The sequence below is a fragment of the Paracraurococcus ruber genome (genome assembly GCF_004353985.1).
In the GTDB taxonomy this organism is placed as follows: Bacteria; Pseudomonadota; Alphaproteobacteria; order Acetobacterales; family Acetobacteraceae; genus Paracraurococcus; species Paracraurococcus ruber.
Genome location: NZ_SMOA01000087.1, coordinates 1 through 20541 on the forward strand (window position 1 = coordinate 1; position 20541 = coordinate 20541).

Genomic DNA, 20541 nt, shown 5'->3' on the forward strand with positions numbered 1-20541 from the left:
CGGACGGCCGGCGGCGGCGGCGTGGCGAGTGCCGCGAAGGCGGCGGCGGGCGTCGCCGGGCCGTCCTGCTCGGCCAGCCAGGCTGCCGCGACCCGGGCGCGATAGGGCTCGGCGAAGCCCGGCGTCTGGGAATGGTAGTTGGCGGCGGCCAGCATCCAGTCCCCGCGTGTCGCCTGCAGCTCGCTCAGGAAGCGGGCGCCGTAGCGGGCATTGGCCAGCGGGTCGAAGGCCTCCTCCAGGCTGGCGAAGGCATCCGGGTGGTGCCGCAGGTTGATCTGCAGGCAGCCGACATCGATGGAGCGGACCCCCTGCGCCTGCAGCGCCCGCACGGCGGCAATCGCTGCCGCCTTGTCCGGGAAGAAGCTGCCGCGCCCCTCGGCATTGATGACCCAGGGCCAGGGATGCATGGCGCCGGTCTGCGGGTCGCGCCGGCCGCTCTCCACCCGGCCGATGGCGGCCAGCAGGCGGGGCGGGATGCCGCGCTCCTGCTCGGCCCGGGCGATGGCGGCGCGGCAGAGCAGGCCCGGCTCGGCGACCTGGGCACGGGCGGCCAGGGCGGGGAGGAGGCTGAGCAGGGCAAGGGCGAAGGCGCGCATGGTCCGGGTTCCCGTCGCCCGCGGGGGGCGGGCACGGGATGGCGCAGCGCAACCGGCATGCCAGACGGCGAAAGGGCGGGAAGGCCGGCGCGGCGCCGTGGCGCGCCGCCGGCATCGCCCCCGGCCGGGACCTGCCCGGCCGGGGCGTGGCGGGTCAGGCGGTGGCGTGCATCAGCCGGGTGGAGCGGCGGACCCAGCCGCGCGGCGCCGGCTCGGCATCCGGCTGGCGGACCTTGCGGGCGGCCTCGATCGCCGCCTCGGTCGGCTCGAACACCACATAGCCGCGGCCCCAGACCGTGCGGATGATCTCGGCGGCGCCGGCGGCGGTCAGCTTGCGGCGCAGCTTGCAGACGAAGACGTCGACGATCTTGCTGTCCGGCGCCTCGGAGTCCGCGTAGAGCCGGGTCATGAAGCGCTCCTTGGTCAGCAGCACGCCCTTGTGGAGCATCAGCGTCTCGAGGAAGTCGAACTCGCGGGCCGTCAGGTTGACCCGGCGGCCATCGACCATGACCGCATGCTGCTCCTGGTCCAGCGTCACGTTGCCGCAGACCAGCTCGGCGCAGGCATAGCCGCGGGCGCGGCGGGACAGCGCCTGCATGCGGGCATGCAGCACGGAAACCCGCAGCGGGTGGAACAGCACGTCGTCGGCGCCGGCATGCAGCACCGCCTCCTCCTCCTCCGGGGCCGGGTTGCCGCCGCAGGTGACGATCACCGGCAGCGTCATGCCGCGGCGCCGCAGGTCGCGGATGGCCGGCAGCGCGCTGCGCAGCGGCTGCGCGATGCGGAGCAGGACGAGATCATAGGGTCCGCTGAGCGCAACCACCGAGGGGAGATCCGCGATCGCCTCGACCGCGTCGCAGAGCACGCCGTGGTCTCCCAGCGCGGCCTCCAGCTCGGCGGTGGAAGCGGTATCGGACGCGATGGCAATGCGCATGCGAACTCCAATGGCTACAAACAACATCGTTAGGTCACATAATAGTGTGGTGTGGATGGGATACAATCATAAAATGCTCAGACACTGGTAGTCCTCGCGCGGGGTAACGCATCCGGCGCGTGTGGCGAACAGGCTTCCGAAGCGGCGGCGCTTGACGCCAGCCGCCACCGGTCCCTTCTGGGAACGGGCGCCACGGAGGCCTGCGATGCTGATCCGAATTCCACGCGGCTGGGAGATTCCCGAACGCGACGTCACCCCCGAGGCGCTGGTCTTCGGGCGCCGGGCCGCGCTGCGGGCGGCCGCCGGGCTGGGCGGCGCGGCTATCGGCCTGCCGGCGCTGGCCCAGGGGGCGGGCCACGCGGCGGCGGATGCCCTGCCCGCAGCGCGCAACGCCAAGTATCCGCCCGGCCGCGACATCACCGGGGAGCGGGAGGCGACCACCTACAACAACTTCTATGAGTTCGGCACCGACAAGGGCATCCACCGCGCCGCCCAGCGCCTGCCGCAGCGGCCCTGGACCGTGAAGCTGGACGGGCTGGTCGGCACGCCGCGCGAGTTCGGCATCGAGGACCTGCTGAAGACGATGCCGCTGGAGGAACGGGTCTATCGCCTCCGCTGCGTCGAGGCGTGGTCGATGGTGGTGCCCTGGACCGGCTTCCCGCTCTCCGCCCTGCTGGCGCAGGTCGCGCCGAAGCCGGAGGCGAAGTATGTGCGCTTCGAGACGGCGGTGCTGCCCAGCGTCATGCCCGGCCTGCGGCAGTCCTGGTACCCCTGGCCCTATGTCGAGGGCTGCACGGTGGAGGAGGCGATGAACGAGCTCTCCTTCGTCGTCGTCGGCGCCTATGGCAAGCTGCTGCCGCCGCAGAATGGCGGCCCGGTCCGCTTCCACCAGCCCTGGAAATACGGCTTCAAGGCCGGCAAGTCGCTGGTGCGGATCAGCCTCACGGCGGAGCGGCCGAAGAGCTTCTGGGAGGCGATCCAGGCCTCGGAATACGGCTTCTGGGCGAATGTGAACCCGGAGGTCTCGCATCCCCGCTGGAGCCAGGCGAGCGAGCGCGTGCTGGGCACCGGGGAGCGGATCCCGACCCAGCTCTTCAACGGCTATGGCGAATGGGTGGCCGGGCTCTACACCGGGCTGCAGAAGGAGCGGCTCTGGGCCTGAGCCCCGCCGCGAGGGGGAGGCCAAGGCGGCGAGCATTTACGACGATCCCGGCTTCTTCGCCGGCTACAGCGCCCTGCCGCGCTCGGTCGCGGGGCTGGAGGGCGCGCCGGAATGGCCGGCGCTGCGCACCCTGCTGCCGCCGATGCCGGGCTTGCGCGTGCTCGACCTCGGCTGCGGCTTCGGCTGGTTCTGCCGCTGGGCGCGCGGGGCGGGGGCGGGGCAGGTGATCGGCCTCGACCTGTCGGCGCGCATGCTCGGCCGCGCCCGGGCGATGACCGACGATCCCGGCATCGCCTGGCTGCGCGCCGACCTTGCCGGCCTGCCGCTGGCGCCGGCGCGCTTCGACCTCGCCTGGAGCTCGCTCGCCTTCCACTATGTCAAGGATCTGGCGGGGCTGCTCGCCGCGGTGCATCGCGTGCTGCGGCCGGGCGGCCGGCTCGTCGCCTCGCTCGAGCATCCCGTCTTCACCGCGCCCCGGCGGCCGGGCTGGCGGCAGGCGGACTTCGGCGGCTGGCACTGGCCCTTGGACGGCTACGGGCAGGAAGGGCAGCGCGCGGTGGACTGGCTCGGCGCCCGCGTGGTGAAGCAGCACCGGACCCTCGGAACGCTTCTCAACACGCTGCTGCGGGCCGGCTTCGTCCTCGACCATGTGGAGGACTGGGTTCCGACCGAGGCGGCGATCGCTGCCCGGCCGGAACTGGCCAAGGAACGTGAGAGGCCGATCTTCCTGCTGCTGGCGGCGCATCGCCCGGGCTGAAGGCGCCGGCGCGGCGGGGCGTGGGACGCGCCACGCAAGCCGCGCCCGGCATCGGCGCTGGCGCGGCGCCGGGCCGTCCGCGGGCCCGGAGCGGCTCGCCCCGGAGCAGACACCGATCAGGTGGAACCACCTGATCCGGTGAAGCTGCTCGTCGATTCAAAAGACGAGGGCGGTTGCCGCGCGCCATGGCGAACGGAAACCGCTTCAGCCCTCCGCCGCCGCCAGGATCCGGTCCATCGCCTCCGTGCGGCCGAGCGCGAACAGCACCGCGTCGATCGGCGGGCTCTGCGTGCTGCCGGACAGGGCGACGCGCAGCGGCTGCGCCACCTGGCCGAGCTTGACGCCCTTCACATCGGCATAGTCGCGCAGCCAGGCCTCCAGGTCCTTCCGCTCCCACGGCGCGTCGCCGAGGAACTGCGCGAGGTCGGCGAGGCGCGCCTTGGCCTCCGGCGTCAGCAGCGCCTGCGCCTTGGCGTCCATCGGCGGCGGGCCCTCCACCGCGGCGAAGGCGGCACTGCCCGCCAGGTCCTCCAGCGTCTTCGCCCGCTCCTTCAGGTCGGGCATCAGCAGCCGCACGCGGTCGCCGCCCAGCGTGCCGAAGGCGACGCCCTGCTTTGCCAAGCGCGCCAGAACCTCCTTCGCCAGCCGGTCATCATCGGCCTGGCGCAGCCAGACGCCGTTGAAATGCAGCAGCTTGGCATAGTCCATGCGCGCCGCGGCGCGGCCGACATCGCCTATGTCGAAGATGCGGACCACGTCCTCGCGCGAGATGACCTCGGTGTCGCCATGGCCCCAGCCGAGGCGCAGCAGGTAGTTGCAGACCGCCTCCGGCAGGAAGCCCTGGTCGCGGAATTCCAGCGCGCCGACCGCGCCGTGGCGCTTCGACAGCTTGGCGCCGTCGGCGCCGTGGATCAGCGGCACATGCGCGAAGCGCGGCCGGTGCCAGCCCATGGCGTCGTAGACCATGCATTGGCGGAAGGTGTTGGTCAGGTGGTCGTCGCCGCGGATGACATGGGTGATGGCCATGTCGTGGTCGTCCACCACCACGGCATGCAGGTAGGTCGGCGTGCCGTCGCTGCGCAGGATGATCATGTCGTCGAGCTCGGCGTTGGCGACGCGCACCGTGCCCTGCACCAGGTCCTCGACCACCGTCTCCCCGCCGCGCGGCGCCTTGATGCGGATGGCCGGCGGGACGGAGGGGGCGTCCTTCGGGTCCAGCGCCTGCCACTTCGCGCCATCGTATTTGAAGGGCCGCTTCTGCGCCTCCGCTTCGGCCCGCAGCGCCGCCAATTCCTCCGGCGTGTCATAGGCGAGGTACGCGGCGCCCTTCGCCAGCAGTTCCCGCGCCACCTCGGCATGCCGGGGCTCCCGGGCGCTCTGGTAGACCGGCGGCTCGTCGGGGCTCAGGCCCAGCCAGTCCAGGCTGTCGAGGATCTGCCGCACCGCCTCGGGCGTGCTGCGCTGCTTGTCCGTGTCCTCGATCCGCAGCAGGTACTGGCCGCCATGCCGGCGGGCGAAGAGGTAGTTGAACAGCGCGGTGCGCGCCCCGCCGATATGCAGGTAGCCGGTGGGCGAGGGCGCGAAGCGGGTGCGGACGGACATGGCGGCGGTTCCGGGCTGGGCCGCCTGGGCCGGCGGCCGCGTCGGGCGCCGGGTCCAGGCTGCCGGTGGCAGGGCGGCGTCCCGCCGCGGGGTGCCGACCCCGCCGCGACCCGCCCTGGCGGCTGCCGCGGGGTAGCACCGATGGGGCGGGGTCGGACAGGGCCGCCGGCGGCACGACACGACGCTTGACAGACCGCGTATCGCGCCAGGGTTGAATTCTCCGAGTCGCGCATACCAGATACCATCCGTGTCGATCACGCTCCTGCAGCCGGGCGCGGCCCAAGACGGCCTGGCCCGTCGCGTCATCGCCGACCTGCCGGCCGCGCTGGCGGCGGAGCGTGCGCGGCTGGCCCCCTGGCTGGCGGTCGCCCTGGGCCTCGGCGTGCTGCTGTATTTCCAGTTGGAGGCGGAGCCGCCGCGGGAGGTGCTGTGGCTGGCGCCCCCCCTGCTGGCGCTGGCGACCTGGACGGCGATGCGCCGGCCGCTGCTGGGCTGGGCGCTGGGCCTGGCGGCGGCCATGGCGCTGGGCTTCGCCAGCGCGCGATGGCAGGCGGAACGCCAGCCGCCGATGCCGGAGCTGCCGCGCGGCGCGACCATCGTCACCGCCCGCGTCGCCGCGGTCGAGCTGCTGCCGGAAGGCCAGCGCCTGACGCTCGAGGCGCCCCGCTTCGATGGCGGGGACGCCCAGGCCCGGCATATCCGCATCCGGCTGAAGGCCGATGACCCGGCCCGGCCGCAGCCGGGCGACCAGGTGCGCATCCGGGCCATGGTGCGCCCGCCGGCCGCGCCGGCGCATCCCGGCGCCTGGGACTTCCAGCGGGCCGCCTGGTTCTCCGGCCTGGGCGGCAACGGCTTCGCGCTCGGCCGGGCGGAGGTGCTGCCGGGCGAGGCCGGCGCCCCGCTGCTGGCCGGCCTGCGCGCGACGATCGAGGCGCGGGTGGCCGAGGCGCTGCCCGGCGCCGCCGGCGCCGTCGCCGCCGCGCTGCTGACCGGCGGGCAGAGCGCCATCCCGCCGGCCGACCTGGCGGCGATGCGGGACAGCGGCCTGGCGCATCTCCTCTCGGTCTCCGGGCTGCACATCGCCATCGTGATGGGCCTGAGCTTCACCGTGATCCGGCTGCTTATCGCGCTGCTGCCGGGGCTGGCGCTGCGGCTGCCGGGCAAGGCGATCGCGGCGCTGGGGGCGCTGGCCTTGGGCGGCCTCTACATGTTGCTGACCGGCGGGGCGGTGCCGATGCAGCGCAGCTTCGCCATGGCGGCCCTGGCGACCCTGGCGCTGCTGACCGGACGGCGGGCGATCAGCCTGCGGGCCTGGGCCCTGGCGGCGGCAGCGGTGCTGCTGCTGCAGCCGGCGGCGCTGCTGGGGGCCAGCTTCCAGATGAGCTTCGCGGCGGTGCTGGCGCTGATCGCCGGCTGGGAATGGCTGCGCCCGCGCCTGCCGCAGGTCGGCAGCGGGGAGGGGCGCTGGCGGCGCCGGCTGGCGCTGGCCGCCTTCGGGGTGGTGGCGACCTCCGTCCTGGCCGGCGCGGCGACCACGCCCTTCGGGCTGCATCATTTCGGCCGCCTGCAGCTCTATGGCGTGGCGGCGAATGCGCTGGCGGTGCCGCTCACCTCGGCGGTGGTCATGCCGGCCGGCATGGCCGCGGTGGCGCTGATGCCCTTCGGCCTGGAAAGCCTGGCGCTGGCCCCCATGGGATGGGGGGTGGAGGCGATCCTCGCCGTCGCGCGCTGGGTGGCGGCCTGGCCGGGCGCGGCCGTCAGCGCGCCGCCGATCCCCGCCTGGGGCCTCGGCCTCTGCGCCCTCGGGCTGCTCTGGCTCTGCCTCTGGGCGACGACCTGGCGCCTGCTGGCGATACCGCTGCTGGCGCTGGGGCTGGCCAGCGGCGCCTGGCAGCGCCCGCCCGACATCCTGGTCTCGGCGGATGCCCGGCTGATCGCGGTGCGGGCGGGGGAGGATCTGGCGCTGCAGCGCGCCTCCGGCGCCTCGGCCCTGGTGCGGGACACCTGGCTGCGCCTGCATGGCGTGGCGGAGCCGGTGGCGCTGCCGCGCAGCGGGACCCTGGCGGAGGGCGCGGTGGACTGCCGCCCGGGTGCCTGCACGATCCAGTCCGGGCCGAATGGGCCGCGGGCGATCCTGCTGCGCGGCGACCCGCCGGCAGAGGCCTGCGCGGCGGCGGCGGTGGTCGTCTCCGCCGAGCCCGTGCGGGGGCGCTGCGCCGCGCGGGTGGTGGACCGGTTCGCGGTCTGGCGGAACGGCGTCCACGCGATCTGGCTGGAGCCGGGGGGTGTGCGGGTGCTGAGCGACCGCGAGGCCCGCGGCGCCCGTCCCTGGGTGCCGCCGGTCCCACTGCCGCGCGGCACGCCCTCGGCCGATCCGCCCGCGCCGACCGAATAGCCAGCCCGGGCAGGGGGCGCGGGCAGGGGGGCAGCGCCCCCCGTCGCCGTTCAGTACTTCCGCAGCAGCCCGATCAGCCTGCCCTGCACCCGGACACGGTCCGGGCCGAAGATGCGCGTCTCGTAGCGCGGGTTTGCGGCTTCCAACGCGATGGAGTTGCCCCGCCGCCGCAGCCGCTTCAGCGTCACCTCGTTCTCATCCACAAGGGCGACGACGATGGAGCCGTTCTCCGCCGTGTCGCCGCGGCGGATGATGACCGTGTCGCCGTCCAGGATGCCGGCCTCCACCATCGAATCGCCGGCGACCTCCAGCGCATAGTGCTCGCCGCCGCCGAGCAGGGCGGCCGGGACCTCGACGCTGTTGCCGCTGTCGCGCAGCGCCTCGATCGGCAGGCCGGCGGCGATGCGGCCATAGAGCGGCAGGTGGACCGCCGCCGCATCCTGCGCCGCCTTCTGCACCCCGGGCAGGTTGGCGGCGAAATTGCCGCGGATGACGTTGGGGGCGAAGCCAGCCTCCCGCGCAGGGGCGGCCGCCGCCGTGGCCTCGGCGACGCGCCGGGGTGCCAGGTTCTCCGGCAGCCGCAGCACTTCCAGCGCCCTGGCCCGATGGGCCCGCCGCTTGAGGAAGCCGCGTTCCTCCAGCGCGGTGATGAGCCGGTGGATGCCCGACTTGGACTTGAGGTTCAGCGCCTCCTTCATCTCCTCGAAGGAAGGGGAGAAGCCGGTCTGGCGCAGATGCTTGTCGATGAAGATCAGCAGCTCGTGCTGCTTGCGCGTGAGCACCCTATCGCCTCCATCGCCCGGCCCGTCCCCGCCTGGCGGGGCCCCGGGTCGTTGGTTATGGGCCGGATTCCCGCCCGCAGGCCCTATTGCCCCGCGGCGATCCGGCCCAGCGGCACCCTCCCGCGTTTCGGGAACAAAGGGGCAACCGGCACCCCCGTTCTACGAAGGTTCCTCGCGTCGGGTCAACCGCGTTTTCCACAGGGGCGACGGGTCTATCCACAGATCCGGGAATTATATCCCCAGGTCGCCGAGCGGGATGACCTCCACCGGCGCGCCCCGCGGCAAGGCGGGAGCATGCGGCGCCCGCAGGATCAACGCCTCGGCGCGCGCCAGCACCTGCAGCATCGAACTGTCCTGCAGCGGGAAGGGCGTCGCCAGCATCTGCCCGTCCTCGCCCGGGACGAGGCTGGCCCGCAGATGGTCGAATCGGCGGTCATTCTCCGCCAGCGGCGCCCCGGCCAGGGCGCGAATCGCCCGCGGCGGGCCGCCGGGCTGGCCGGACAGGCGGGCGATGGCCGGGACCAGGAACTGCACGGCGCAGACCAGCGCGGAAACCGGGTTGCCGGGCAGCCCGAGCACCGGCGTCGCCCCCAGCCGGCCCCAGATCAGCGGCTTCCCGGGGCGCATGGCGATCTGCCAGAAATCGAGCGCAAAGCCCTGCGGGCCGAGTGCCGCCTGCACCAGGTCGTGGTCGCCGACGCTGGCGCCGCCGGTGGTCACCAGCAGATCGCAGGCGCGGGCGGCCACGGCCGCCTCGGCGATCGCCTGCCGGTCGTCCGGCGCGATGGGCAGGACCAGCGGGTCGCCGCCGGCGGCGCGCACCAGGGCCGCCAGGGCATGCGCGTTGGAACTGACGATCCCGCCGGGCGGGATCGGGTCGCCGGGCAGGGCGATCTCGTCTCCCGTGGCCAGGATGCCGATGCGCGGGGTCCGATGCACCGCCAGCCAGGCATGGTTCGCCGCGGCGGCCAGCCCGATATCCCGCGCGGTCAGCCGCCGTCCGGCCGGCAGCAATTCCGCCCCGGTGGCGAAGTCCAGGCCCCGCCGACGGATCCAGCGGCCCTGCTGCACCGTCTCCTGCACCCGGACCCGGCCCTCCGCGGCCTCGGCATCCTCCTGCAGCAGGATGGCGTCGGCGCCGGGGGGCAGGATGGCGCCGGTGAAGATGCGGACCGCCTCGCCCGGTCCGACCTCGCCGGCGAAAGGGTGCCCGGCCGGGGCGCTGCCGATGACGGCGAGGCTGGCGCCGGCAACGGCATCCGGCGTGCGGACCGCATAGCCGTCCATGGCCGAGACGTCGGCCGGCGGCTGGGTGACGCGGGAGATGACGGGGCGGGCCAGCACGCGGCTCCAGCCCTGGGCCAGGGGCACGGTCTCGGCCGGGGCGGCGGCCAGCGCCGCCAGGATCCGGCTGCGGGCATCCTCGACCGAGATCATCGCGTCATCCTTGAAGCCATTGATCCTGCAGCAAATCCCATGCGATGGGCTTCGCGGCGCATGGCTATTCCGCCTCGTAGGTTCCGGATTTGCCGCCGGATTTGTGCACCAGGCGCACATCCTCGATCCGCATGCCGCGATCAATGGCCTTGCACATGTCGTAGATGGTCAGGGCCGCCACCGTGACGGCGGTCAGGGCTTCCATCTCGACTCCGGTTCGCCCCGTAAGCTTCACCAAAGCTTCGATGTTCACCGCATCGGGCGGGGCGATCGAGAGGTCCACCGTCACCTTGGACAACATCAGGGGATGGCAGAGCGGGATCAGGTCGCTGGTCCGCTTTGCCGCCATGATCCCGGCCAGGCGCGCGACGCCCAGCACATCACCCTTGCCGATCTGTCCTTCCTGGATGCGGGCGAGGGTGGCCGACGCCATCAGGATGCGGCCGCGGGCGATCGCCACGCGCTCGGTTTCCGGCTTGGCCCCGACATCGACCATGGCGGCGCGGCCCTGGTCGTCGAAATGGGTCAGGTCGCTCAATGCCTTGCGCCCCGATCCTGCAGCATCATGGCAATGCCGGGCCAGGGATCCGGACGGTCGAAGATGGAGCGGACCGGCCGTGGCCGCAGCCGGCCGGGGCGTCCGCCGGGCCGCCGCCGGGGCCAGGGGCGGCCAGCGGCGCCGCCGGGTGGGGGAGCGGTCGGGCCCGGGGCGTGCCGCATGGTCAGAGGGCGTGGACGAGCTGGCGGGACGCCTCGGCGACGTCCGGCTGGCGCAGCAGGTGCTCTCCCACCAGGATGCAGCGCGACCCGGCCGCGGCCATGCGGCGGACATCCTCGGGCGTGCGGAGGCCGCTTTCGGCGACCGGGATGCGATCCGCCGGGATCAGCGGCACAAGCTCCTCCGCCGTCGCAAGATCGGTCCGCAACGTCCTGAGATTCCGGTTGTTCACCCCAATGAGCCGCGTCTCCAGCCCCAGGGCGCGGTCGAGCTCGGCGCGGTCATGCACCTCCGCCAGCACCGCCATGTCGAGGCTGCGGGCGACGTCCTCGAGCTCCCCGGCCTGGGCGTCCGTCAGAGCGGCCAGGATCAGCAGGATGCAGTCGGCGCCCATCGCCCGCGCTTCGTGGACCTGCCAGGGATGCACCATGAAATCCTTGCGCAGGATCGGCAGGTCGCAGGCGGCGCGGGCGGCCTTCAGGTGCTCCGGCGTGCCCTGGAAATACGGCGCATCGGTCAGGACCGACAGGCAGGTGGCCTCCCCGGCGCAATAGGCCTCGGCGAGCGCGGCAGGCTCGAAGGGGTCGCGGATCAGCCCGCCGGAGGGAGAGGCGCGCTTGATCTCGGCGATCAGCCCGACGCGTCCCTCGCCGACGGCGTTGCACAGGGCGCGGACGAAGTCGCGCGGCTTCGGCGCATGGCGCGCCGCCCGCTCCATCTCCGCCAGCGGGGTGGCGGCGCTGCGCTCGCGCACCTCCTCGTACTTGTCGGCCAGGATGCGGGCCAGGGTGTCCGGAATGTCCTGCGCGGGAGTGAGGAGCTGGGGCGCGTTCATGGGGCAGTGCGAGGCAGGGGGGGACGGGAGAGGCAGGAGCGGGGGGCGGTCATGCGGCGGTGGCCTCCTTCAGCCGGGCGAGTACGCCGGCAGCGGCCCCGCTGTCGATGGCCCGGGCCGCCAAGCCCGCGCCCGCGCGCAGATCGGCGGCCCGGCCGGCCACCACCAGGGCAGCGGCGGCGTTGAGCAGCACGATGTCGCGGTAGGCGCCCGGCGTTCCCGCCAATAGCGCGCGGAGCGCCTCGGCGTTCTCCGCCGGCTCGCCGCCGCGGATCGCCTCGGGCGGCGCCCGGTCCAGCCCCGCATCCTCGGGTGCGATGGTGAATTCGCGGATCGCGCCGGCCTCCAGCGCCGCCACCTGGGTCTCGCCGCAGAGGGCGATCTCGTCGAGCCCCTGGCCATGCACCACCCAGGCGGCCTCGCAGCCGAGCCGGGCCAGGGTTTCCGCCATGGGCCGCAGCCAGGCGGGGGAGAAGGCGCCGGTGAGCTGCCGCCTCACCCGGGCCGGGTTCGCCAGCGGGCCGAGGATATTGAAGATGGTCCGGGTCGCGAGCTCGACGCGCGGCCCGGCGGCGTGGCGCATGGAGGCGTGGTGCCGCGGCGCCCAGAGGAAGACCATGCCGGCGGCGTGCAGCACCGCCTCCAACCGGTCCATCGGCACGTCGAGATTGACCCCGAGGGCGGCGAGGGCATCGGCGGCGCCCGACTTCGAGGACAGGGCGCGGTTGCCGTGCTTGGCCACCGGCACGCCGCAGGCCGCGACCACCAGGGAGGTGGCGGTCGAGATGTTCAGGCTGCCGGAGCCGTCGCCGCCGGTGCCGACGATGTCGATGGCGTCGCGCGGCGCCTCGATCGCCGCCATGCGGGCGCGCATGGCGCGGACCGCGCCGGTGATCTCCGGCACCGTCTCGCCGCGGACGCGCATGGCCATCAGCAGGCCGGCGATCTGCGCCGGCGTCGCCTCGCCGGCCATGATGATGCCGAAGGCGGCCTCGGCCTCGCTCTCCGCCAGGCGCTCGCCGGCGGCGAGGCGGGCGAGGACCGGCTTCAGCGAGTTCATGCCGGCTCCGCGACCTTCGCCCGGGCGAGGCTCAGGAAATTGCGCAGCAGGTCATGGCCGTGCCGGCTGGCGATGCTCTCCGGATGGAATTGCACGCCCCAGATCGGCAGGTCGCGATGCGCGAGGCCCATGATCAGGCCGTCGGCGGTCCAGGCGGTGGCCTCCAGCTCGGGCGGCAGGTCGTCCCGCCGCACCACCAGCGAATGGTAGCGGGTGGCCTGGAAGGGGTCGGGCAGGCCGGCGAAGACATCCGTGCCGCGGTGATGGATGTCCCACACCTTGCCATGCACGGGCTCCGGCGCGCGGATGACGGCGCCGCCGAAGGCCTGGCCGATCGCCTGGTGGCCGAGGCAGACGCCGAGCAACGGCACGCGCGCCGCGGCGGCGGCGCCGATCAGCGGCAGGCAGATCCCGGCCTCGTTCGGCGTGCAGGGTCCCGGCGAGAGCAGGATCGCGTCCGGCCGCATCGCCAGCGCCTCCTGGCTGGTGATGGCGTCGTTCCTGCGCACCTCCACCTCCGCCCCCAGGTCGCCCAGGAAGTGGAAAAGGTTGAAGGTGAAGCTGTCGTAGTTGTCGATCAGCAGGATCATGACCTGGGAGTCTCGGGCCGGTGCGTCGCCGGGTCAAGCGAGGGCGCGGCCGGCGCCGGCCGAGGCTCGGCCGGGCGGGGCGGCAGGATGGCGGCGAGGGGCGGGACCGCGGGTCCGCCGATCACGTCGAAGTCGAAGTCGTTGCGGGGCATGCTGGCCTTCCTCGGGGTGGTGGGCCACCGGGCTGGCTGCATTCGCTTGGGACAGGTCCAGGGACGCGAAAGCCGCCAGTCGGTGGCGGCTTTTGGGGTCTCTCTGCTCTGCGCGAGGTCCTCAGGCCGCCGGTGCGTACCAGCGGTACCAAAATCGCGCGACAGGAGTGATGTCCCTGGACATGCGGTCGAGACTAGTGCGGCGCGGCGGGCGCGGCAATAGCATCGATGCGGCAGCGCGACGCCGCGCCCAGCAGGACCCCGGGCCGCAGCCGTGGCACCGGCCAGGAGGGTGGGTCGGGCCGCGCATGGCGGCTGCCCCGGGGCCGGTCGGAAGCCCCGGTCAGAAGCCGTAGAGCCGCGCCGGGTTGTCCACCAGCACGGCCTGCCGCTGCGCCGGGTCCGGCGCCCAGGCGCCGAGGGCGTCCAGCAGCACCCCGTCATCCGGCACGTCCTCCGGCCGGGCGCGGGAGGGATGCGGCCAGTCCGTCCCCCAGACGCAGCGATCCGGCGCGGCCTCCAGCATGGCGCGGGCCATCGCCGTCACATCGGCATAGGGCGCCCCGGCGGAGGAACGATAGCCGCAGAGCTTGGCCCAGGCGCCGCCCCGCAGCAGCCGCAGCACGGCCTGGAAGGCGGGATGCGCGACGCCGCCCTCCGCCGCCTGGACGCCGGCCATGTGGTCGATGACCACCGGCACGGGCAGCCGGGCCAGCACCGGCTCCAGCGCCAGCAGCTCCGCGGGGTGCGCGTAGAGCTGCAGGTGCCAGCCGAGCACCGCCAGCCGCGCGGCGAGCGCCTCCAGCTGCTCGAGCGGCGTGCCGTTGCCGGAGACGGCGTTGAAGCGCACGCCGCAGGCGCCACGGACATCCATCGCGCGCAGCGCATCGAGGTCGAAGCCGTCATCCACCACCACCACGGCGCGGGCGCGGTCCGGCCCCAGCGCCGCGACCGCATCCAGCGTCACCGCATTGTCGGTGCCGTAGATGCTGGGCTGCACCACCACCGTCCGCTCCAGGCCGATGGTGGCGAGCATGTCCCGGTACATGGCGATGCTGGCCTCGGGCGGGGTGTAGCCGCGGCCGGGCGAGAGCGGGTAGGTCCCGTAGGGCCCGAAGATGTGCATGTGGCAGTCGGTGGCGCCGGGCGGCGCCCGCCAGCCGGGCTTCGACGTGACGTCGCGCGGGCCGGGGCAGGGGCGGGTCATGGGCAGGGGTTCCTCCGCCCGCGAGTGTCGCGCGGGCGGCGGCCGCTGTCATGGCCCGCCGAGGCCGGATCGCGGGGGCGCGATCCGGCGGGTCATGCCCGGGCTAGTGCGGCTCGCGCGTTCTTCTGAACGCGCGAGCCGCACTAGCTTGTTGATTGCAGAGCGGATGCACGCGTCCGGGCGTTCACGCCCTCACGCCCTCACGCCCTCACGCCCTCACGCCCTCACGCCCTCACGTCCTCAAGCCCTCACGCCCTCACGCCCTCCCGCGATCCGCTCTATCTGCGCCCTGCCGCGAAGCGCACCGCTTCCTCGGCGGCGCGGAACAGGGCGCGGGCCTTCTGCCGCGTCTCCTCGTACTCCGCGACCGGGTCGCTGTCCGCCACCACGCCGGCGCCGGCCTGCACATGCATCACGCCATCCTTCACCAGGGCGGTGCGCAGGCCGATGCAGGTGTCCATGCCGCCATCGGCGCCGAAATAGCCGAAGCCGCCGGCATAGATGCCGCGCCGGCTCGGCTCCAGCTCCTCGATGATCTCCATCGCCCGCACCTTGGGCGCGCCGGTCAGCGTGCCGGCGGGAAAGCCGCCGGCCAGCGCGTCCAGCGCGGAGAGGCCCCGCCGCAGCCGGCCCTTCACCTCGGACCCGATATGCATCACCTGGCTGTAGCGCTCGATCTGGAACTGGCTCGGGACGCGGACCGTGCCCACCTCCGCCACCCGCCCGACATCGTTGCGGCCGAGGTCGAGCAGCATCAGGTGCTCCGCCCGCTCCTTCGGGTCGGCGAGCAGTTCGACCTCCAGCGCCTTGTCCTCCTCCGGCGTCGCGCCGCGGCGGCGGGTGCCGGCCAGCGGGCGGATCGTCACCTCCCCGTCGCGCAGCCGCACCAGGATCTCCGGGCTGGCGCCGACGGCGGAGAAGCCGCCGAAATCGAAGTGGAACAGGAAGGGCGCCGGGTTGATCCGCCGCAGCGCCCGGTACAGCGCGAAGGGCGGCAGCGCGAAGGGCACCGAGAAGCGCTGGGAGGGGACGACCTGGAAGCAGTCGCCGGCGCGGATGTATTCCTTCGCCCGCTCGACCGCGGCGATGAAGGTCTCCCGCGTGAAGTTGGAGGATGGCTCGGGGAGGGTCGGCAGGCTCACCGGCGCGGCCGGGCGGGGCAGGGGCCGGTCGAGCGCCGCCTCGGCCTCGTCCAGCCGGGCCTGCGCCGCCTCCCATTCCGCCCTGGCATCCAGCCCCGGTTGCGGCCAGACCGTGGTGAACAGGCTCAGCGCGTCGCGCACATGGTCGAAGACCGCGACCAGGGTCGGGCGCAGCAGCACGGCATCGGGGATCCCGAGCGCGTCGGCGTTCTTCGCCGGCAGCCGCTCCATCTGCCGGACCATGTCGTAGCCCAGGTAGCCGAACAGGCCGCAGGCGATGGACGGCAGGCCGGCGGGCAGGGGCATCCGCATGGCGGCGAGGGTGGCGCGCAGGCTGTCCAGCGCGCTGTCCGGCGCAGGTTCGAAGGCATGCGGCGCGGCCAGCGCATGCCGGTTGACCTCGGCGCGGCCGTCGCGGCAGCGCCAGATCAGGTCCGGTTCCATGCCGATGGCGGAGTAGCGGCCGCGCGCCGCGCCGCCCTCGATGCTCTCCAGCAGGAAGCTGTTCGGCCTGCCATGCGCGAGCTTGAGGAAGGTGCCGACCGGCGTGTCGAGATCCGCCACCCTCTCCCGCCACAGCACCTGGCCCTGCCCGGCGGCAAGACCTGCGCTGAAGCTGGCGAAATCGGGTGCGGACATCGATCGGGATTCCTGCGGACGAGGACCGGGATCCGGGGCCTCGCCCGAGGCCCCGGCGGGGATCGGCGGCACCGCCGCCGACGGGGGCACATCCCCCGTCCCGGGTTGTAGCCGCAGCGACTTTCCCTGGCGAGGCGCGCGGCCCCTCGCCTAGGCTGGTTGCGCAGGCGGGCGAAACCGCCGCAGGGAAGGATAAGTCCATGACCACCAGACGCACGCTCCTCGCGGGCGCGGCCGCCATCGTGGCGTCCCCCCTGGCCGCGCCGCGGCTCGCCCCGGCGCAGACCTCGCCGGGCGTCACGGCGACCGAGATCCGCATCGGCAACACCATGTCCTACAGCGGCCCCGTCTCGGCCCTCGGCATCCAGGGCCGGACCATGGAGGCGTGGTTCCGCCGGGTGAACGACGAGGGCGGGGTCGCCGGAAGGAGGATCCGATTCCTCACCTATGACGATGCCTACAGCCCGCCCAAGACGGTCGAGCAGGTGCGGCGGCTGGTGGAGCAGGACCAGGTGGCCTGCCTGTTCAGCAACCTCGGCACGCCGACCAACAGCGCGGTGCTGCGCTACCTGAACCAGCGCAAGGTGCCGAACCTCTTCCCCTCCACCGGCGCCGACAAGTGGAGCAACTACCAGGACTTCCCCTGGACCATCGGCTTCCCGCCAAGCTACCGGATCGAGGCGCAGCTCTACGCCAAGCACATCCTGGCGACGCATCCCGCCGGCAAGATCGCCATCCTGCACCAGAACGACGATTTCGGGCGGGACTACGTGCATGGCGTGCGCGACGTGCTGGGCGCGAAATTCGAGGATTCGACCCGGGTGCTGAGCTACGAGAGCGCCGACCCGACGATCGACCAGCAGCTGATCACCCTGCAGGCCAGCGGCGCGACCGGCTTGGTGCTGGCGGTGACGGCGAAATACGCCTCCATGGCCATCCGCAAGATGCACGAGATCAACTGGAAGCCGACCACCTGCGTGCATTACGGCGCGAATTCGGTGGGCGTGGTGATCCAGCCGGCGGGGCCGGAGAAGGCGGTGGGCCTGACCACCGCGGCCTACATGAAGGACCCGACCGACCCGGCCTGGGCGCAGGATGCCGGCATGCTGGAATGGCGCGGCTTCATGGCGAAATACATGCCGGATGCCGACCTGACGGATGCCAACTCGGTCTATGGCTACACCGCGGCGCGGGCGATGGAGCAGGTGCTGCGGCAATGCGGCCAGGATGCCTCGCGCGAGAACATCATGCGCCAGGCGGCGAACCTGAAGGATGTCGAGATTGCCACGCTGCTGCCGGGAATCCGGCTGAACTCCTCGCCGACCAATTACCGGCCGATCCGGCAGATGCAGCTGCAGCGCTTCAACGGCCGGACCTATGACCGCTTCGGCACGCTGATGGAGGGCAGCGTGAGCTGACCACCGGCGCGTGCATGGCGCGCCTGCCGGCCGCCTCGGGCCAGCTTGCCGCCGGCCCGCAGGATCGCCGGGGCCGGCGCGCGATACCGGGGAATGGGCGCCGGGCGGTCTTCCGCGGCAATCGGGGCCTTCGAGCCGATCCCGCCGGCGGCAAGGTGCCGCGGTGGCTCCGGGCGCGTTCGGCCGATACCGGCGCTGCGGGGCCGGCCCCCGCCCCGCCTCAGGGCTGCGCCAGCACGTCCAGCATGCGCGGGTTCAGCCGGACATCGGACCGGGCCCGCAGCGCGCCGACGAACTGCACCTCCAGGTCCTGCGCCACGGCCTGCTCGACCTCCCGCTTCAGGCGGTCGAGCGCCGGCTTGTCCGCCTCCGGATCGCCCGGGGTGATCTCCAGCACCTGCGCCACGGCGAAGCCGTCCCGCGTCGGCACCATGGTGACGTCCTTGGCCGCCAGCTCGAAGACCGGCGCCAGCAGCTCCGGCGGCACGACGCCGGCCTGCTGCGGGGTGCGCCCCACGGCGCCGACCTCCCGGCTGCCGAGCCCGGCCTCCTGTGCCGCCTCCGCCAGCGGCTTGCCGGCCTTGGCGGCGGCCAGCAGGGCGGCCGCCCGCTCCTCCTGCGCCCGGCGCCGCGCATCCTGCTCCCAGGCCGCGCGCACCGCAGGCTCCACGCTCTCGAAGGGGCGGAGCGCGGGCGGCGTCACCTCCTGCACCTCCACCGCGACGAAACCGGCCTCGGTCTCCTGCAGGCGCGGCGCGGCGCCGCGGTCGGTGGCGAAGACGGCCTTGAGGAGGGGGGCGCGCGAGGCCTCGATGACCGGCAGTTCCACCGGCTTCCCATCCGCGTCCAGCCCCTCGGCATCGGCGCGGAAGCGCGCGAGGCCAAGGCCGTAGCGCTGCGCCACCTCGGCCAGGGTGGCGCCGCCGGCCAGCGCATCCTCGACCTTGTTGGCCCGCTCGAAGGCGATGTCGGCGGCCTTCTCCATGGCGAGGTCGCGCCTGATCTGGTCGTGCAGCTCGGCGAGGGAGCGGGTGGTCCCCGGCTCGACCTTCTCCACCTTCAGCACATGCCAGCCGAAGGCGGTGCGGACCGGGTCGGTCACGCCGCCCTCGGCCACCGCGAAGGCGGCCGCCGCAAGCTCCGGCACCGGCAGGCCGGCGCGGTCCACCAGCCCGAGCTCCAGCGCCTGGCCGCCGGCGGCCTGGGCCTGCGCCGACACCGCCTCCAGGTCGGCGCCGCCGCGCCAGGCCTCGGCGATCTCCTTGGCCTTCGCCTCATCCGGGACCAGCGCCTGGGCCAGGTTGCGGCGCTCCGGCGTCTCGTACTGGCCGCGGCGCGCGTCATAGGCGGCCTGGATCTCGGCCTCGCTCACCGCGACCTCGCGCGACAGCAGGTCGGCGGTCAGCACCGCGACGGTCGCGCTGCGGTATTCGGGGGAGGAGAAGCGCTCCGGATTGTTCTCGTGGAAGCGGCGGAGCTGCGCCTCCTCCGGCGCCGGCGGCTCGGGCGCCGTGACGATGGGCAGGGTGACCAGGGTCAGGCTGCGCTGCTCGGCGATCCAGCGCAGCAGCGGCTTGGCCAGCGCATCCGGCCCGGTGGCGCCGGCCCGCACCGCCATGCTCACCTGCTGCCGCGCGAGGTCGGCACGGACCAGGGCGAGGAAGCCGTCCTCGGTCAAGCCGTTGTTGCGGAGGAAATTCTGGAAGACCGGGGCCGAAAAGCGGCCATCCAGGCCGCGGAACCCCTCGATCCCGAAGATGAAGTCGCGCAGCGCGGCATCCGGCACGGCAATGCCCAGCCGCTGCGCCTCCACCCGCAGGACGCGGTCGAGTACGAGCTGGTCCACGGCCTGCTCGGCCAGGACCCGGCGGATGCGCGGATCGCTCTCGAATTGCGGGCCGAGCTGGCGGGCCAGGCGCTGGATCTCCCGCTGCAGAGCGCGCTGGCCTTCCTCGAGCGTCACCGGGTCGCCCTGCACCCGGGCGAGGGAGGTGTCCGGCGCGAAGAGGTTCTTCGCCATGTCGCCGATGCCCCAGACCGCGAAGGAGAGGATCAGCAGGACGAAGAGGGCCTTGGCGACCCAGGTGCCGGCAAGCCGGCGGAGGGCGGTTAGCATGGCGGTCCGTGCGCGGGTTCGGCCGCCCCCTTAGACCGCCGCCGGCCGCCTGTCCAAGCGCGCCGCCGGCCCCGCGGGGCGTGAGTTGCCAAAGCGCGGGGCGGCGGATAGGGGGCGGCGGGGCCGGCGCCGCGGCGGCCCATGCTGGGAGGAGGAAGACGGCATGACCCCCGGAGTGCGCCCGCTGATCGCCGGCAATTGGAAGATGCACGGGACCCTGCGGGATGCCGCGGCGCTGGCCGAGGCGGTGCGGGCCGGGGCGGCCGGCACCGGCGTGGAACTGCTGGTCTGCCCGCCTTTCCCCTACATCCACATGGTGGCGGCGGCGATGCTGGGCCAGCGCGTCGCGGTCGGGGCGCAGGACTGCCACGCGGCGGCCAAGGGCGCCCATACCGGCGATGTCGCCGCGCCGATGCTGGCGGATATCGGCGCGCGCTACGTCATCCTCGGCCATTCCGAGCGCCGGGCCGACCATGCCGAGACCGATGCGGCCATCCGCGCCAAGGCAGAGGCGGCGCTGGCCGCCGGGCTGACCCCCATCATCTGCGTCGGCGAGAGCGAGGCGCAGCGCCTGGCCGGGGACGCCGAGGCGGTGGTCACCGCCCAGCTGGCGGGCAGCCTGCCGGAGGGCTTCGCCCGGGCAGGCGGCGTGGTGGCCTATGAGCCGGTCTGGGCCATCGGCACCGGCCGCACCCCGACCGAGCCGGACATCGCCGCCATCCATGCCGCCATCCGGGCCGACCTGGTCCGGCGCTTCGGCGGCGCCGGGGAGGGGCTGCGGATCCTCTATGGCGGGTCGGTGAAGCCGGCGAATGCCGCCGCCATCCTGGCCTTGCCGCATGTGGACGGGGCGCTGGTCGGCGGCGCCAGCCTGGTCGCGGCGGATTTCCTGGCGATCGCCGCCGCCGCCGGCTGACGTCCCGCGGCGCCTCGGACGCCGCCGGCCCGGCCGCCCCGGCCCGCGGCGAGGACACGCGGCGGTGCGCCATGCCCGCCCGG

At 73.7% G+C, this 20541-nt stretch carries 17 protein-coding genes; 5 read left to right on the forward strand and 12 right to left on the reverse strand.

Annotated features, from left to right (window positions below; genetic code table 11):
* Both E2C05_RS16445 and E2C05_RS16450 read right to left on the reverse strand, forming a co-directional pair.
* Window positions 1-596 (reverse strand): lytic transglycosylase domain-containing protein (locus E2C05_RS16445; protein WP_133220733.1); only part of this gene is annotated, 596 nt, incomplete at its 3' end.
* 154 nt (window positions 597-750) lie between these two features.
* Complete coding sequence (locus tag E2C05_RS16450; protein ID WP_133220734.1) at window positions 751-1530, reverse strand: response regulator transcription factor; 780 nt, start codon at window positions 1528-1530, stop codon at window positions 751-753.
* A gap of 205 nt (window positions 1531-1735) precedes the next feature.
* Here E2C05_RS16450 and msrP point away from each other — a divergent pair, with 205 nt between their 5' ends.
* Entirely contained in the window at window positions 1736-2692 is a 957-nt protein-coding gene (gene msrP, locus E2C05_RS16455; RefSeq protein ID WP_133220735.1) for a protein-methionine-sulfoxide reductase catalytic subunit MsrP, read from the forward strand.
* Complete coding sequence (locus tag E2C05_RS16460) at window positions 2634-3449, forward strand: class I SAM-dependent methyltransferase (RefSeq protein ID WP_133220736.1); 816 nt, start codon at window positions 2634-2636, stop codon at window positions 3447-3449. The genes msrP and E2C05_RS16460 overlap by 59 nt, the downstream gene beginning before the upstream one ends.
* Window positions 3450-3653: 204 nt before the next feature.
* Here the strand turns inward: E2C05_RS16460 and gltX are convergent, their stop codons facing one another.
* Entirely contained in the window at window positions 3654-5051 is a 1398-nt protein-coding gene (gene gltX, locus E2C05_RS16465) for a glutamate--tRNA ligase (RefSeq protein WP_133220737.1), read from the reverse strand.
* 247 nt (window positions 5052-5298) lie between these two features.
* Here gltX and E2C05_RS16470 point away from each other — a divergent pair, with 247 nt between their 5' ends.
* Window positions 5299-7446 carry a ComEC/Rec2 family competence protein gene (locus E2C05_RS16470; RefSeq protein ID WP_240046765.1) on the forward strand — a complete coding sequence of 716 codons (2148 nt, stop codon included), beginning with the start codon at window positions 5299-5301 and terminating at the stop codon, window positions 7444-7446.
* Window positions 7447-7496: 50 nt separating this feature from the next.
* Here the strand turns inward: E2C05_RS16470 and lexA are convergent, their stop codons facing one another.
* The 8 genes from lexA to trpE all read right to left on the reverse strand — a co-directional run bounded on the left by lexA (window position 7497) and on the right by trpE (window position 16008).
* Window positions 7497-8228 carry a transcriptional repressor LexA gene (gene lexA / locus E2C05_RS16475; RefSeq protein ID WP_133220738.1) on the reverse strand — a complete coding sequence of 244 codons (732 nt, stop codon included), beginning with the start codon at window positions 8226-8228 and terminating at the stop codon, window positions 7497-7499.
* 231 nt (window positions 8229-8459) lie between these two features.
* Window positions 8460-9665 (reverse strand): molybdopterin molybdotransferase MoeA, encoded by a 1206-nt coding sequence (locus tag E2C05_RS16480; RefSeq protein ID WP_133220739.1) that lies wholly within the window; start codon window positions 9663-9665, stop codon window positions 8460-8462.
* A gap of 64 nt (window positions 9666-9729) precedes the next feature.
* On the reverse strand, window positions 9730-10203 hold the full coding sequence (gene moaC / locus E2C05_RS16485; RefSeq protein WP_133220740.1) for a cyclic pyranopterin monophosphate synthase MoaC: 474 nt from the start codon (window positions 10201-10203) through the stop codon (window positions 9730-9732).
* A 184-nt stretch (window positions 10204-10387) separates the two neighbouring features.
* On the reverse strand, window positions 10388-11218 hold the full coding sequence (gene trpC / locus E2C05_RS16490; protein ID WP_133220741.1) for an indole-3-glycerol phosphate synthase TrpC: 831 nt from the start codon (window positions 11216-11218) through the stop codon (window positions 10388-10390).
* A gap of 49 nt (window positions 11219-11267) precedes the next feature.
* Window positions 11268-12278: an anthranilate phosphoribosyltransferase gene (gene trpD / locus E2C05_RS16495; protein WP_133220742.1), complete on the reverse strand. Its 1011-nt coding sequence runs from the start codon at window positions 12276-12278 to the stop codon at window positions 11268-11270.
* On the reverse strand, window positions 12275-12868 hold the full coding sequence (locus E2C05_RS16500; RefSeq protein ID WP_133220743.1) for an anthranilate synthase component II: 594 nt from the start codon (window positions 12866-12868) through the stop codon (window positions 12275-12277). The genes trpD and E2C05_RS16500 overlap by 4 nt, the downstream gene beginning before the upstream one ends.
* 495 nt (window positions 12869-13363) lie before the next feature.
* Window positions 13364-14227: an amidohydrolase family protein gene (locus tag E2C05_RS16505; RefSeq protein ID WP_133220744.1), complete on the reverse strand. Its 864-nt coding sequence runs from the start codon at window positions 14225-14227 to the stop codon at window positions 13364-13366.
* A gap of 278 nt (window positions 14228-14505) precedes the next feature.
* Entirely contained in the window at window positions 14506-16008 is a 1503-nt protein-coding gene (gene trpE, locus E2C05_RS16510; protein WP_133220745.1) for an anthranilate synthase component I, read from the reverse strand.
* 200 nt (window positions 16009-16208) lie between these two features.
* Between trpE and E2C05_RS16515 the strand changes: the two genes are divergently transcribed.
* Entirely contained in the window at window positions 16209-17426 is a 1218-nt protein-coding gene (locus E2C05_RS16515; protein WP_133220746.1) for an ABC transporter substrate-binding protein, read from the forward strand.
* 220 nt (window positions 17427-17646) lie between these two features.
* Here E2C05_RS16515 and E2C05_RS16520 read toward each other — a convergent pair whose 3' ends face one another.
* A complete protein-coding gene (locus E2C05_RS16520) occupies window positions 17647-19542 on the reverse strand; it encodes a peptidylprolyl isomerase (RefSeq protein ID WP_133220747.1) in 1896 nt (631 codons plus the stop codon).
* A 175-nt stretch (window positions 19543-19717) separates the two neighbouring features.
* Between E2C05_RS16520 and tpiA the strand changes: the two genes are divergently transcribed.
* Window positions 19718-20458: a triose-phosphate isomerase gene (gene tpiA / locus E2C05_RS16525; RefSeq protein ID WP_200305696.1), complete on the forward strand. Its 741-nt coding sequence runs from the start codon at window positions 19718-19720 to the stop codon at window positions 20456-20458.
* Window positions 20459-20541: the final 83 nt, after the last annotated feature.

Coding starts and splice junctions, on each gene's coding strand:
- trpD (WP_133220742.1), bottom strand. CDS start 12,278: ATGAACTCGCTGAAGCCGGTCCTCGCCCGCCTCGCCGCCGGCGAGCGC.
- E2C05_RS16500 (WP_133220743.1), bottom strand. CDS start 12,868: ATGATCCTGCTGATCGACAACTACGACAGCTTCACCTTCAACCTTTTC.
- E2C05_RS16520 (WP_133220747.1), bottom strand. CDS start 19,542: ATGCTAACCGCCCTCCGCCGGCTTGCCGGCACCTGGGTCGCCAAGGCC.
- E2C05_RS16480 (WP_133220739.1), bottom strand. CDS start 9,665: ATGATCTCGGTCGAGGATGCCCGCAGCCGGATCCTGGCGGCGCTGGCC.
- gltX (WP_133220737.1), bottom strand. CDS start 5,051: ATGTCCGTCCGCACCCGCTTCGCGCCCTCGCCCACCGGCTACCTGCAT.
- E2C05_RS16515 (WP_133220746.1), top strand. CDS start 16,209: ATGACCACCAGACGCACGCTCCTCGCGGGCGCGGCCGCCATCGTGGCG.
- E2C05_RS16450 (WP_133220734.1), bottom strand. CDS start 1,530: ATGCGCATTGCCATCGCGTCCGATACCGCTTCCACCGCCGAGCTGGAG.
- E2C05_RS16505 (WP_133220744.1), bottom strand. CDS start 14,227: ATGACCCGCCCCTGCCCCGGCCCGCGCGACGTCACGTCGAAGCCCGGC.
- E2C05_RS16460 (WP_133220736.1), top strand. CDS start 2,634: ATGGCGAATGGGTGGCCGGGCTCTACACCGGGCTGCAGAAGGAGCGGC.
- trpE (WP_133220745.1), bottom strand. CDS start 16,008: ATGTCCGCACCCGATTTCGCCAGCTTCAGCGCAGGTCTTGCCGCCGGG.
- msrP (WP_133220735.1), top strand. CDS start 1,736: ATGCTGATCCGAATTCCACGCGGCTGGGAGATTCCCGAACGCGACGTC.
- trpC (WP_133220741.1), bottom strand. CDS start 11,218: ATGAACGCGCCCCAGCTCCTCACTCCCGCGCAGGACATTCCGGACACC.